The following is a 14,283-nucleotide window of genomic DNA, read 5'->3' on the forward strand; positions in this document are numbered from 1 at the left end:
TTTATACATAAATTAGCAGAATCCGGCGTAAAATAATTAGTTACGCTTGGCGCTTCATCTTTTGAACAGGAATAGTTGCCCATTTCGGTGTATTATGTCTGATCTTTGCCACCATGACGGTCATATCATCGTCAATTATTTCTGATTTGGAGCGAATCACATCTTCTAGGATTAAATCAGCTACCTCTTGCGGGTCATCTGTTTCCAATTCAAGGATTTTCCGTTTCATCCATAAATCATAATTTTCTACATGCTTCGGCCCCTCAAAGACACCGTCGCTCATCATAATTAACAAGTCCCCTGCCTTTAACTGTTCATCCACTACATCTACCTCAAAATCCTGAAGAATTCCCATCGGCAGGTTGCTTGCCTGTATCTTAATGACTTTTTTCCCCCTTTTAATAAAGCTCGGCGTAGATCCTATTTTAAGAAATTTGGCAGATGCGTTTTTTAAATCGATCATCGCCAAGTCCAATGTGGAGAATATTTCATCGGTTGTCCGCAGTGAGAGGATGGAATTAACCGATTTGATGGCGATTTTTTCTTCAATGCCTGATTGAAGAATTTTTTGCAACAGCTTTAGTGTCTCATCACTCTCATAATGAGCCCGTTCGCCATTCCCCATTCCGTCACTGATGGCGAGCGCCATTTTTCCAAGTCCCAATTCAATTGTGGAATGGCTGTCACCGGACACTAAACCGCCATCCTTGGCAGCATGAGCTACACCCGTGTCGACCGTATAGGCCTTTGAAGACCTAAAGACAACATGGCAGAAGCCATTTGAATAGGTTGCACATTCCTCCAATCTAACCACAATCGTTTCCCCAAGAATATCGGACAGCATTGGGGCAATTAATTTTTCACACTCCCCGTGGCCATTGCAAAATGGAACAGACATCTCAATATCAACATTTCCCGGCTCCAAGCTGTAAATTTCCACCTGTTCAATATGGATGCCAAATCCTTGCATGGCCTCCATGATTTGCTCCTCCTGTTTGTAGTAATTTTCCCGCTCACGCTGGATTTCCTTGGCGAAATTGTTCATCACTTCGGAAACACCTAAAAGTTGGTCGGCAACCAGCTTTCGGCTTTCGTGTACTTTTTTCTTCAATTTTATATTGGCCTGGTAAAAGGTCAGTTCCTGGGCAATTGTTTCATACACCTTTTTTGGCCGCGAACAAAGCTTTTCCCATTCTCTTGACATCCTTAAAGAAATATTGCCGTCGTTTTGATCCATTTCATGAATAATTTCCTCCATGCAAGCATAGGTTGTACTAAAATTCTTTGCCCAGCACTGCTCTTTTTTAAAGCAGGTTTGGCATGTCTTTTCGGTTACATGACTCATGAAGTAATCCATTTCCCGTTCATCTTCATTTTCAACGGGAAATGCATCCGTTTGTGAAAAGCTTTTGGAGAGGGCATGAAAGACATTTGAAAATTGCGAAACCCTTTGGGCCGTTACATCGCGCATTTTTCTCATATATTTTTGCTGCTCAGCCATATGCTCGGGTGTTCCGGGTATATACTTTGCCAGCCTGGAGGTTAAGCTTTGGGGTGTTAACAGGAATAAACAAATAGCTGCCGCTGTTTCATAGATTGTCAACAGCAGTGAGCCGCCCCCTTCACCGTACATGCCAATCAGCAGGGTAGCGATAAACAAGCCAACGGATACACCAATCTTTTTTCCTTCCTTGAGGAGACCCCCTAAAACACCTGAGAAGGCTAATAGACTCATATGATAGAAACTCGACACACTTGCCAGGCTGAAAATTAGACCAGTGACAACCCCAACCGTTGACCCGACAGTTGCTCCTGCTATAAAAGAAAAGACGAGAACCAAATAACGGGACAAGACATGTTCAAGCGATAGATCATAGACCTTCCAGCCAATCGTTCCCGTCATAATCGAAGCCAGCATGATAATCAAGCAGACGATTTCTTCTGTTTTTAATAGCTGCCTGCGTTTATTAGCCGTTAGCAGTGGAATGCTCTGCAGGAAAATCATCGTCAAAATAAAAGCAAGGCTGGCCTGAACCCCAACCATCATGACATCATAAAGGGTTATGGCTCGGGAGAGAATAAAGGCTTCAGCCAATTTCGAAAGCCCTAAAATAATCCCCACAAAAAAGGGCAGTGCTCTCATTTCATTGTTCAGCCATTTTTGACTGATACGGTAAATAAATAAGAACAGAAAAGTGACAATAAAGGTAAAGGCGGCATTTCCTAATGACAGGGTAGCGGCCCCTGTAACCAGTCCAATCAGGGCGAGCGGTGCCCGATCCTTTTTAATGAAATAAACAGCAGCAAAAAAGGGAAGACTGAACGGAGTCAACTTTGCCAATATCAGGGCTCGTCCAAGTAAAAATCCCACGATTAATAATAGAAATCCCTTTTTAATAAAAAAGGACTCTAGCAAAAATTGAAGCTTTTTAAATCCATAGTTAAAATTCCATTTTGGCGTGTGAAGATTGACTTCCCCGATCGGTTCTATTAAACTCGCATTTGGCTTTTCCATATATCCACACTCCCGATTCATTATTGTTAGAATCTATTATAAGTTTGCTAGATTTAAAAGTTTGTCATAATAGTGAACGAGTTCAAAGAATCGTTCGACGGTTTTCACTATTTTCAATCAAATAATATTATCTATCTTAATTTGTTGTCATTATTTCAAAGTTTTTAATACATATTGGTACAAAAAAAAAGACAGGCCATTACGACCTGTCTTTTTGTAAAACCTGCTCTATTTGTTTAAAAAGTCTGCAGCAAGTTACCCCCGTCTAGCTCCTCTTCCGCCGCGCTTGGACTCGGTGTGCCGCTTTAGGGAAGATAAACGATCTTCACTGTCTTTTAAGAATCTTGCCATTTTTTGCTCGAAGGATTCCGGTCTATTATTATTACGATCGTTTGCCCTTCCCTGACGAGGACGTTGCGAATGGGAGTGTGAATGTTTTTTCTCTGGTTCCGGTCTATCTTTTGCTTTTTTGATGGATAGTCCAATCTTCCCATCTTTCTCAACATTAAGAACCTTCACTTCAACCTGGTCGCCAACTTTAAGATGATCATTGATATCTTTTACATAGTTGTCTGCGACCTCACTGATGTGAACGAGTCCAGTTGAACCATCCGGCAGCTCCACAAACGCTCCGAAATTTGTAATGCCTGTCACCTTTCCCTGTAACTTGCTGCCTACTTCGATTGACATAAAAAAAATGTTCCTCCTTAAAAATTTAAAAATCATCTTACTATATATTATACAGAAAGGCAAAATTGAGTGTCAATAACACTACATATTGGTTCATTTTTCCTTCTTTTCTTCTGGAATATTAAAGATTATTTCGTTCTTGTCCGAGAAAAAATACTCTTTGCGGGCAAGCTTCGCAATGTAATCATCATCATTTAATTTGACGATGTTCTCTTTTAATATCTTCTCTTGCTTTTTTAAATCTGCCAGCTGATGATCAAGCTTCCGCTTCTCCGCCACTTTCGCCTCCAAGATTCTTGTTTGGGAAAGATAACTGGATATCATAAAATAAGAAAGCAAACAGGCAAACACAAAAAACAGTGACAGCCGTCTGAGAAGCAGCTTTTTCCTGCGGGCTGATGCAATTTCAGCATATTCCTGCTGTTGGACATAAGCTGTTTGGATTTTTGATACTGCTTTTTGTTGTTCTGCTCCCATTTATATCCTTCCTTACTCTTTTCTTTTTCTCAACTTGTCCATCCACTTACTAATATAATTCACGATTTCCTTTGATTTTCCTGCCGTTCTATTATATAACTTCTCGACGGATTTTTTAATACCTTTCGGCAAAAGTTTCCAAAAAACAAACAAAATCTTCTTCACAATGACAAATAGCACGTTCAGGATATAAAGAAGGACCTTCCAAATAAATTTGACAAGGGATAATAACCCCCTGCCAAATGTTAATAGGATGGCGATGACAAGCTGGATCAGTCCGACAATTGGTTTATAAATCAAGAGGAGGAAGGTTCTTTTTGTAAATCGGGAGATGGAGATGACAGTCTCAATTAAAAGCTCCAGGAGCCTCAGGTACATCGCTTTTAATAAGCTTTGATAGGCAGCGAATCCACATAGAAGAGCTATAAAAATATAAAACCGCAATTCTCCGTTATTTGCTAAAAATAACGCATAAAAGATTAGTAAGGCTTGAATCATCCAAAATAACAGATCATTTAAAAATACAATCCAGCCTTTTCGATGGGGCCTCTTTAAAAACCGATGATACGTGTCAAGCATTGCCCCAAATAATGACCCCATGCCAATCATGGAAAGCATTGTCAGAAATTGCGCAGAAAGGGTCATCGGAACAACTTGCTAAAGAATCCTTTAGCCTTCTCCCCGTGGTGTTCATCAAGATAGACCAAATCAAATATTTTCCCTTTAATCGAAACAATCCCTTTTTCAACATCCAGGTTCTTCATTTGCAGGTTTTGTCCCTTGATCGCTAAAAAGCCCATTGAAGTTTCTAATAAAAACTCCTCATTATCAAAGCTTTCCACTTGCTTCACACCGGTAATATCAAGAAGCTTTCTTCCTCTCATAATCACATCGTGGTCAGGAATACTGCTTTTAGCAGGAGTATTATCATAATATTGGCTCATCCTTCATCCCTCACAATCATTTGTCCAGCTTCAGCGCCAAGGAGCTTCCGCTTTTCTATTTGTACAACCTTTTTGTACATTTCTATGTGTGAGGTAAAAGAATTAGAACATCATTAGTCGTTTTGCTCCTCGGAATAGCCGACCCGTTCTTCTTTTAGAATTGTATACATTTCTGCTGCTTCTTCCTTACGGGTAGTTTCCTGAATTCGTTCAATTCGGACGGTAATTCTCCTAGGGCCAAGGCGGAGTGTTAATTCATCTCCGACCTTTACAGTAGAGCTTGCTTTTGCCTCTTTACCGTTGATTTCAATTCTCCCTTGGTCTGACACTTCTTTTGCCAGTGTTCTTCTTTTAATTAACCTTGATACCTTTAAAAATTTATCTAAACGCATGTTAACTCGACCCTTTCTAAATCCCTTTTAATTTTGGGATAATTCCAGCATTGATGCATGAGAACCGTCCCCATGCATCCCCATGCATCATAGCCCTTTTAATTTTGCCTCATCCCAGTACTGATCCAATTCCTTGAGGGAATGGGCTTCGATAGCTTTTCCGCTCATCTTTACCTTCTCTTCAATGTACTGAAAACGCCGAATAAACTTTTCATTTGTTGCAAACAAAGCTTCTTCCGGATTAATTTTTAAAAACCGGGCGACATTGACAAACGCAAACAATAAATCGCCGAATTCTTTATTTGCACGGACATGACCCTCTTCCGTTCCATCAAGTTCGGCAATAAATTCATCCAGCTCCTCTTTAACTTTCTCCAAGGCAGGGCCAATTTCCTTCCAATCAAAGCCCACCTTTGCCGCTTTCTTTTGGAGCTCATAGGCGCGCAGCAGATTAGGCAGGGCCAGCGAAACTCCGGCAAGCAAGGAGACATCAGCGTGCTCCCCGCCTTTTTCCTGCTTCTTAATCTCCTGCCAATTCTTGACCACCTCATTGGCATTAGCCGCTTCAGCACCTCCAAAAACATGAGGATGGCGGCGGACCATCTTCGCGGACAAGCCTTCAATCACATCCTCAATGGAGAAATACCCATCATCCTCGCCAATTTGTGCGTGCAGCAAAACCTGCAACAGAACATCTCCCAATTCTTCGATGAGATGGTCAATATCCTCGCTATTAATCGCTTCAATCACTTCATACGTTTCTTCAATTAAATATTTCTTTAATGACTCATGGGTTTGTTCTTTATCCCATGGGCAGCCATTTGGTCCCCTCAAATGGGCAATAATGTTGCGCAGCTTGGGGAAGGTTCTCCATAAAATTTCTTCCTCCTGTACCGGAGGAACGTAGATGGACCTTAAATTTTCAATAGATAAATTCCGGTCTACTTCATATAAAGGTACTTTCATAATTGACTCTTCTTGACTGCCTGCTGCAGAGACAATATATACCTCATAATCATCCGGAAGCTTCTCCATTAAGGTTAATTTCACATTCGAAGCAACAAAGGCATCATAGACCTGGCTGATGATGATATGCTGGTCTATTTGGAGCTGTCCCGCCTCAAGCGAGGTGCCGTCTAACAGCTGAAACCCGTCAATAGGGTCAATTTTTAAGGAAGTGAATAAAGCATCGATAAAGCTTTGACCTCCGCCAATGACAATTTCAACCCCGGCCTTTGCCCCATTTTCCAAAAGGATTTGGACCGTCCGCTCTGCTACAAGGGGATGCCCGGGCACAGCATAGGTTACTGATTCCGATTGCGCCTTCTCCAGCAAGGTTTCGGCAATTTCCTGATAGACATCCTCAAACTGCTCATGCTTTTCATAAACGGAATCAAAGGAAGTATAAACCATTCCTTCCTTCACTAACTCTGCGACTACCGGATGCTCCTTTGTTCGCAAAAAAAGCTGCTGTCCTTTAATAAGTTTTCGATAAACGCCGACCTGAAGCTGCTGCAGATCTCCTGCACCCAATCCGACAATTTCAATTTTTTTCGCCATATTATCTTCGATCCTTTCGAGCCATAAAATGAATGAGTTTACTGCCAAACGGGAAAAGGGCAAGCTCTTCCTCTAGAAAAGTGCGTCCTCTAATAATAATCAACGTGAATAGAATTCCACCAGAAAATACAGCACTTAAAGACTGGATAGCTGCACCAAAGCGGCTTAATCCAAGTGGTTCCAATAGAAGTCCTGCTAGGAACAGCCAGCCTTTCAAAAAAAGAACCATAGCTAGCGCCGCCACCAAAACAGTCCTTATAAAACGAAGATGAAATAGCGGGAGGGGCGCAATTTTTTTAAAATGAATAAATAATAAAATGATAATAATACCGAGCGATAACAAAGTAGAAAGTGCTGCCCCCATTGTACCTAACGTTGGTACGAATATCATGTTTAATACATACTTAACAGGAAATATCGCTGCCACCGCCAAAGCTGGAAGGGCAAAGCTGCCTAATCCCTGGAGAATGGCAACAATCGTTGCAATCATTGATGTAAACAAAATAACAAAACTAAGCATCCCTAAAACATCTGAACCATAATCATTCTCAAACAGCATAGTGTTGGCCGGACGAATAATCGCCCATAATCCAGCAGAAGCCCCTACGCCAATAACGATACTTACTTTTAGCGCCAATTGAATTTTGTGGTGTAAAAATTCCGGTTTGGAAGCAAGCCTCTCGCGGCTAATCAACGGCACCAAAGTTAACGACATCGAAGAAGCCGCAATTGTTCCCAGCTGGATGAGCGGCTGGCCGCGGTCAAAGATTCCTTTTAAGCTTTTTGCCATATCCCCGGGGGTTCCATTCGAAACGAGCAGAGAATAGAGGTTTAAAGAATCCGCCATTTGAATAAAAATCATCAGCATGCCGCTTACACAAATAGTAAGTCCTTGAAACGTGAGCGCTTTAAAGATCCGCTTTACCTGAAGGGCGCTCGTCTTTAAATTACCTTTATTTGGCGCCATTAGTTTCCATTCTTTACGAATCCACAAAAACATAAACAAAATAAGCCCAGAAACCAAACTGCCTGTAATCGACCCAAACATCGCGCCCCCGCCGACAAGATAGAGGGAAACTCCTTTTTCCATTAACAGCCATGATAGAAAAAGAATCGTGACAACGCGGATTGTTTGTTCTGCCACTTGAGATAAAGCGGTCGGTACCATATCGCCTTTTCCCTGATAATAGCCCCGCAAAACCGAGACAAATGGAAAGGTTAAAAAAACTATCGAAACTACCCGGATGATGACGGCCAGATGAGGATCCTTCATCCAAAGAGACAGCTGACCGGCCCCAAAATAAAGAACAAGAAAACAAAGAAGGCCGAATACCTGCAAATAGATAAACGATAAAAATAGAAGAAGGCGTGACTTTTCCTGGTCGCCTTTTTCCAGCAGCTCAGCATACAGCTTTGATATGACAACCGGAAATCCGGTAGTAGAAAGAACAACAGCCACCCCATAAAATGGATAAACCTGCTGATATATGTAAAACCCGATATCCCCGACAATGTTTTGAAAGGGAATACGGTAAAAAGCACTTAAAATTTTGGTAATCAGTGCCGATAAAGCTAAAATAAAGGCCCCTTTAAACACAGCCTTTGAAGGATTGATATTTTTCACAGTTTCACCTGCCTAATTAGCATAAGCGCATCCATTATAAATGAAAACTCGGCGATTGGCGAGTCTGATAGGACGGTTCATGAGCCGTAGTTGAATTTATACGTTAAAGAAAGGGTGAAATTTTGTAAAAATTTCACTCTTTCTTATTAGCAAACATTAAAAAAGGCAGCGCTGGCTGCCTTTTTTAATGTTATACTGCATTTTATTGCTCCATTTGTCTAGCGAGGAAACCTGCGGCCGTTTCAACTGCTTTTTGTTCAACCTCACCAAGGGAGCCTTCCTTTGAAAAAATGATAACTGCCCCAATCGGGTCGCCATTTGCAATTATTGGCCCGATTGTATAAGATGTTACTGGTTCGTCGTTACCCTCAACCAAGGCAACATCGCCCTGCTGGGTACTGAGCATGGAGTTGCGATCCTCCATTGTTTTCTCGACTAAATCACTGATATTTTTATTTAAATAATCTTTCTTAGAACCGCCTGCAACAGCAATATACGCATCTCTATCACAAATTAAAACAGGATTACCGAGGCTGTCAAATAGGGCTTCAGCATATTCTTTGGCAAAATCGCTTAATTCGCTGATTGGTGAATACTTCTTTAAAATGACTTCTCCATCCCTGTCCACGAAGATCTCTAACGGATCCCCTTCACGGATACGCAGCGTTCTGCGTATTTCTTTAGGAATTACAACACGACCCAAATCATCGATTCGACGAACTATTCCAGTTGCTTTCATCCAATGTTGCCTCACTTTCATCTGATGATTTTTCAACTTGGTGAGTGACTTAATTTCCTTTAATTGAAATCATCACCAACTTTGAACTTAGTATCTTTCAACTGGAAAGTTCTATTCACATAGGACATATTTTTTTCACATATTCAGGAAAGATTCCCAACATCACATAAAAGGGCCTGAACCCCGCTTTAATGCGTTAATGTTGGGGTCAGGCCCTTTTCGTTAATTCACAGGATTTCCCTGTTCTTTTTTCGCCAAAGAAATTCCCTTGATCATTTCAAACACAATATTAAGCCATTGTGCAGTCTCAAGGTCCTTTGTTTTAATCATGATTTTCAGCTTACGTCCTTCCATACCCGGGGTAACGGCTCTTCCAAAGCGGTTGCCAATATGGAAAAGCTTGCTGCCTTCAATCGTGTTTGTCATTTCTTCCGTTAATAAAATCGTGACATCCTGCTTGACCTGTTTAATCAGCTCTACGCCATTTTGGATGGCGTATACCTTCATTTCGGCAATTTGGAATAGGTAGCCGACCTCGTCAGGATATTCACCAAAGCGGTCGAGCATTTCAGACTGCAGCTCGTCAATATCCTCAAGTGCCAAAGCTCCTCTGAAGCGTTTATACATTTCGATTTTTTGATGGCCGTCCCGGATATAGGAATCTGGAATATAGGCATCAATTTCAAGGTCAATTTCCACTGAAGGTTTTGCCTCAGCCTTAAGGTCACCCTTCCGTTCCTCAATTGCCTCTTTGAGCATTTGCGAATAAAGGTCAAACCCTACTGAATCAATAAATCCATGCTGCTGGGCGCCGAGTAAATTTCCTGCACCGCGGATGGACAGGTCCCTCATCGCAATTTTAAAACCGGATCCTAACTCGGTAAATTCTTTTATCGCCTCGAGACGTTTTTCAGCTACCTCTGTCAAAACCTTATCCTTCCGATATGTGAAATAAGCATAGGCCACCCTGTTTGATCTTCCGACCCGGCCGCGGAGCTGATAAAGCTGGGAGAGTCCCATGCGATCGGCATCATGGACAATCAAAGTATTAACATTCGGTATATCGACACCGGTTTCAATAATGGTCGTACTGACAAGGACATCGAAATCACCCGCCAAAAAACCAAGCATCACCGATTCAAGCTCGTTTTCCGACATCTGGCCATGGGCAAAGGTGACCCTTGCGTCCGGCACCAGCATGGAAATTTCCTCTGCCTTCCGGTCGATATCCTCGACGCGGTTATATAAAAAGTATACTTGTCCGTCGCGGGCAAGCTCGCGCTCAATCGCTTCCCTTACCAAGGCACCATTGTATTCCATTACATAGGTCTGCACTGGGAAACGGTTTTCCGGCGGCGTTTCAATGACCGATAAGTCCCTTACGCCAAGCATCGACATATGCAGCGTTCTTGGGATTGGTGTCGCCGTTAAGGTTAACACATCAATATTTGTTTTCAGTTTTTTGATTTTCTCTTTATGTGAAACACCAAATCTTTGTTCCTCATCAATAATTAACAATCCCAAATCATGATAAACAATGTCTTTTGAGAGCAGGCGATGGGTGCCAACGACTATATCCACAGTTCCTGCCTTCAGCCCTTTGATTGTTTCTGTTTGTTGTTTTTTCGTACGGAACCTGCTTAATAAGCCGATATTAATCGGAAAGTCTTGAAATCTCTCTCTTAATGTTTCGTGATGCTGCTGTGCTAAAATCGTCGTCGGTACAAGGAATGCCACCTGTTTACCGTCAGCAATTGCTTTAAAAGCGGCGCGGATAGCGACCTCTGTTTTCCCATAACCGACATCGCCGCATAATAACCGGTCCATTGGCCGCGGCCGTTCCATATCCTTTTTGATTTCATGAATCGACCGAAGCTGGTCATCTGTTTCACGATAAGCAAATGATGTTTCAAACTCCCGCTGCATATCCCCATCCGGTGTAAAGGCGTAACCGACTGCCGCTTCCCGCTCGGCATATAATTTGATTAAATCGTCGGCTATATCCTCTACCGATGATTGAACCTTTTTCTTTACCTTCTTCCAATCGGTACCGCCGAGTTTATAGATTTTCGGCTCTTTTCCTTCAGAACCGACATACTTCTGGACAAGGTCGATTTGTTCTACAGGTACATAGAGTTTATCTGTCCCTTGATAGCGGATATGTAGATAATCCTTATGAATCCCGTTTATCACAAGAGTTTCAATGCCTAAATACTTTCCTATTCCATGATTCACATGAACAACATAATCGCCAATCTTCAACTCCGAGTAGCTTTTAATCCGCTCGGCATTGGATAGCTTTTGACGGCTGGAGGACCGTTTCACCCGTTTATTAAAGAGCTCTTCCTCCGTAATAACGGCAATTTTCTGAATTGAAAGTTCAAACCCCGTCTGCAGATTTCCCCTTATAATCTGGGTTTTCCCCGGTAAAAGCTGCTGGTTCTCGGAGGTAACATTTGCGTCAATTTCATAGTCTTCGAGCACCCGTTCTAGCTTGGCAACTCTCTCTTCGTTAGCCCCTAAAAATAAAATGGTATAATTCCCTTTTTTCCATCTTTCTATTTCTGATTTCAACAAATGCATCTGCCCGTGAAAATTCTGCATCGACCGGCAGGAAATATTAATAATATTTTGCGGGCTGGTATTGGCCACATGCCGTAAAAATAACGACATATAAAGAATTGGAAATTGCTTTCTTTGCAAAAACGCCTGCAAATCGTGGGATATTTGTACATCATGGATAATTTGCCCTTCAGCAAGTAAAGCTGTATACCACTCTGCCTCCTCTTTCACAAGGGATTCATTCATCTCTTGAATCCTGCTGATTTCATCGATTATAACCAGCCCGTTCTTAGGCAGATAGTCTAGTAAACTACTAGGGGTTTCATAGGCCAGTGACAGGTATTTAAAAACCTGATCGGGCTTTTGGCCATTTTTCAACTGCTCGAGTTCGAAGCTGATATTTTGGCTAAGTTCGATTTTTGCTTTATCATTTTTTAATTTCCTTAGACTAATCCCTAAACCATCTTCTATTTTTCCAACCATGCGGCTATAATGTTCTGCCTCTAATAATACCTCTGTTGCTGGTCCGATAAAGACCTCGGACACCTTTTCCTTTGATCTTTGATCCTCTAGAGAAAAATAACGAATCGAATCGATTTCTGTATCAAACAGTTCAATGCGCAGCGGGTTTTCCTCTGTTAATGGATAAATATCAATGATGCCGCCTCTTACACTAAATTCACCCGGTGTGGATACCATTTCTCCCCGTACATACCCCATTTGCACGAGGATGTTTAACAATGAATCAAGATTGATATCTTCTCCTACTTTTAAGGAAAGCTGGTATTTTTCCCACAGTGATTTTGGAGGGAGGATTTTCTTTAATCCGGCAATCGGGACAATCATGATTCCCCTGGTCTGTTTGCTCCAATAATTTAAAGCTTCCATCCGCTGCGCCTTGAGCTCTGGACTGGCAATGCTCATTTCAGCAGCAATTAACTCATTTGCAGGAAAAAGAAAAACTTCCTTTTCATTCACTAAATTTGCAATGTCATCATAAAGTTTTTGTGCCTGCAGCAAATTATGGGTGACAACCATTATTGGTCTTTTCATTTTTTCGTAGATTGCAGCTGTCAGCACTGTTCTCGATGAGCCGGATAGGCCCGCAATAAGCTGTTCCCTTAACCCCTCTTCTACTCCGGAAATAACCGAGTAAATATCTTCCTGCTGAAGGAATAGTGATTTTAACCCCTCCAAAGTTTCTCCTCCTCCCGTACATGTTTGCATCTATCAAGTTCATTTCTTAAATAGAAAAACGCTTTGGATTTCCCCTCCAAAGCTGGTTAATGAATAAGATAATCATATTGGTGAAAATCTGGATTCTTCTCTAATGCTTCCTGACAGTCCTCGCAAATTGCCTTTATATGAATATCTCCTGAATTATCATAAGTAACCATATCCTGTCTCTCTTGGTCCGTTAATCTATGAAGTCCAAGCGCTTCTGAATGGATGGACGTTTGCTGAATTGAACCAATATTTGAGCCACAATGGCGGCAATGGTAATGGATGGCCATACAATCCCTCCTGATCTCAAGATTCCTTGATAATAGTATGAACCTTGCAGGAGGAACTTATTCATTCTCAACTCTCCCGTTTCTTGTCTTTATTGTATGAAAGATCCTTCTTTATCATGAACAATTCACTGATTATAATCGTTCATAACCTGCAAAAATGGCCGTTCCAGCCATGCCTCACAGGCATCTGCACTTTTTTCCACCGCTTCTTTGATTGGCTGCTGCTCTTCGGGGCGGAACCTTCCCAGCACATAGTCAGGAACGCTGATTCCCGGTGGATGCGGCCGGTCAATTCCAATCCGGATACGGTTAAAGGCTTGAGTGCCAAGATGGGCCACTGTTGATTTAATGCCATTATGACCGCCTGGACTCCCCTTTTGGCGCAGGCGGATTTTCCCAACCGGCAAATCAAGGTCATCATAGATAACGACAAGGTCTTCTAACTCTATTTTATAATAATCCATCACCGCGCTGATAGATTCTCCAGATAAATTCATATAGGTCAGCGGCTTTAACAGCAATACCTTTTCCCCTTTGTGATTGCCCATGCCGTACAAACCTTTAAATTTTGACTGATTAAGGGGGATTTGCAACCGGTTTGCCAACTCGTCAATGACTTCAAAGCCGACATTGTGCCGGGTTTGATCGTACTGTTTCCCAGGGTTGCCTAATCCAACGATTAATTTCATAGGGACTCCCGCCTCCTCTTCCTGTTTCGCCCGCCTGTTAAAAAATTTTCGAAACATAATGTTATCCTCTTTTTTCAAAGATTGGGCTCATTTTGGGCCCCAATAACCTTTATTGGTGACCTTTTCTCTGATTTCGGGACCGGTTTGGGCTCCAATAGCCCTTATTGGCGACCTTTTTTCATTTTCCAGAACCGGTTTGGGCTCCAATAGCCCTTATTGGTGACCCTTTTTTCATTTTCCAGAACCGGTTTGGGCTCCAATAGCCCTTATTGGTGACCCTTTTTCCATTTTTCAGAACCGGTTTGGGCTCCAATAGCCCTTATTGGCGACCTTTTTCCATTTTTCAGAACCTGTTTGGGCTCCAATAGCCCGTATTGGTGACCCTTTTTTCATTTTTCGGAACCGGTTTAGGCTCCAATAACCTTTATTGGTGACCTTTTCTCTGATTTCGGGACCGGTTTGGGCTCCAATAGCCCTTATTGGCGACCCTTTTTCCATTTTTGTAACCAGTTTGAGCTCCAATAACCTTTGTTATTAACGGCATGCTCCTCCCGCACTTCTCCTTTAAGGATAATGC

At 42.0% G+C, this 14,283-nt stretch carries 12 protein-coding genes; all 12 read right to left on the reverse strand.

Going from position 1 to position 14,283, the window contains the following annotated elements; translation table 11 throughout:
* Positions 1–40: 40 nt before the first annotated feature.
* Complete coding sequence (spoIIE, locus tag KHA99_RS29890) at positions 41–2,515, reverse strand: stage II sporulation protein E (protein WP_213121131.1); 2,475 nt, start codon at positions 2,513–2,515, stop codon at positions 41–43.
* 255 nt (positions 2,516–2,770) lie between these two features.
* Positions 2,771–3,205 carry a S1 domain-containing RNA-binding protein gene (locus tag KHA99_RS29895; protein ID WP_213121132.1) on the reverse strand — a complete coding sequence of 145 codons (435 nt, stop codon included), beginning with the start codon at positions 3,203–3,205 and terminating at the stop codon, positions 2,771–2,773.
* Positions 3,206–3,298: 93 nt separating this feature from the next.
* Complete coding sequence (locus KHA99_RS29900) at positions 3,299–3,682, reverse strand: FtsB family cell division protein (RefSeq protein WP_213121133.1); 384 nt, start codon at positions 3,680–3,682, stop codon at positions 3,299–3,301.
* A 12-nt stretch (positions 3,683–3,694) separates the two neighbouring features.
* Entirely contained in the window at positions 3,695–4,327 is a 633-nt protein-coding gene (gene yabQ, locus KHA99_RS29905; protein WP_213121134.1) for a spore cortex biosynthesis protein YabQ, read from the reverse strand.
* Positions 4,324–4,626 (reverse strand): sporulation protein YabP, encoded by a 303-nt coding sequence (gene yabP, locus KHA99_RS29910; RefSeq protein WP_213121135.1) that lies wholly within the window; start codon positions 4,624–4,626, stop codon positions 4,324–4,326. Before yabP ends, yabQ begins: the two co-directional genes overlap by 4 nt.
* 113 nt (positions 4,627–4,739) lie before the next feature.
* Complete coding sequence (locus KHA99_RS29915; protein WP_213121136.1) at positions 4,740–5,018, reverse strand: RNA-binding S4 domain-containing protein; 279 nt, start codon at positions 5,016–5,018, stop codon at positions 4,740–4,742.
* Between the two features lie 87 nt (positions 5,019–5,105).
* Positions 5,106–6,578 (reverse strand): bifunctional methyltransferase/pyrophosphohydrolase YabN, encoded by a 1,473-nt coding sequence (yabN, locus tag KHA99_RS29920; protein ID WP_213121137.1) that lies wholly within the window; start codon positions 6,576–6,578, stop codon positions 5,106–5,108.
* A 1-nt stretch (position 6,579) separates the two neighbouring features.
* A complete protein-coding gene (locus KHA99_RS29925) occupies positions 6,580–8,202 on the reverse strand; it encodes a putative polysaccharide biosynthesis protein (protein WP_307852221.1) in 1,623 nt (540 codons plus the stop codon).
* A 202-nt stretch (positions 8,203–8,404) separates the two neighbouring features.
* Positions 8,405–8,941, reverse strand: a complete 537-nt coding sequence (gene spoVT, locus KHA99_RS29930; RefSeq protein WP_213121138.1) for a stage V sporulation protein T — start codon at positions 8,939–8,941, stop codon at positions 8,405–8,407.
* A 222-nt stretch (positions 8,942–9,163) separates the two neighbouring features.
* Positions 9,164–12,700 carry a transcription-repair coupling factor gene (gene mfd, locus KHA99_RS29935; RefSeq protein ID WP_213121139.1) on the reverse strand — a complete coding sequence of 1,179 codons (3,537 nt, stop codon included), beginning with the start codon at positions 12,698–12,700 and terminating at the stop codon, positions 9,164–9,166.
* Between the two features lie 86 nt (positions 12,701–12,786).
* Positions 12,787–13,017: an anti-sigma-F factor Fin gene (fin, locus tag KHA99_RS29940; RefSeq protein ID WP_213121140.1), complete on the reverse strand. Its 231-nt coding sequence runs from the start codon at positions 13,015–13,017 to the stop codon at positions 12,787–12,789.
* Positions 13,018–13,142: 125 nt separating this feature from the next.
* Positions 13,143–13,706 carry an aminoacyl-tRNA hydrolase gene (pth, locus tag KHA99_RS29945; protein ID WP_213121167.1) on the reverse strand — a complete coding sequence of 188 codons (564 nt, stop codon included), beginning with the start codon at positions 13,704–13,706 and terminating at the stop codon, positions 13,143–13,145.
* Positions 13,707–14,283 lie beyond the last annotated feature (577 nt).

Source organism: Neobacillus rhizophilus (genome assembly GCF_018343535.1).
Classification (GTDB): domain Bacteria; phylum Bacillota; class Bacilli; order Bacillales; family Cytobacillaceae; genus Neobacillus; species Neobacillus rhizophilus.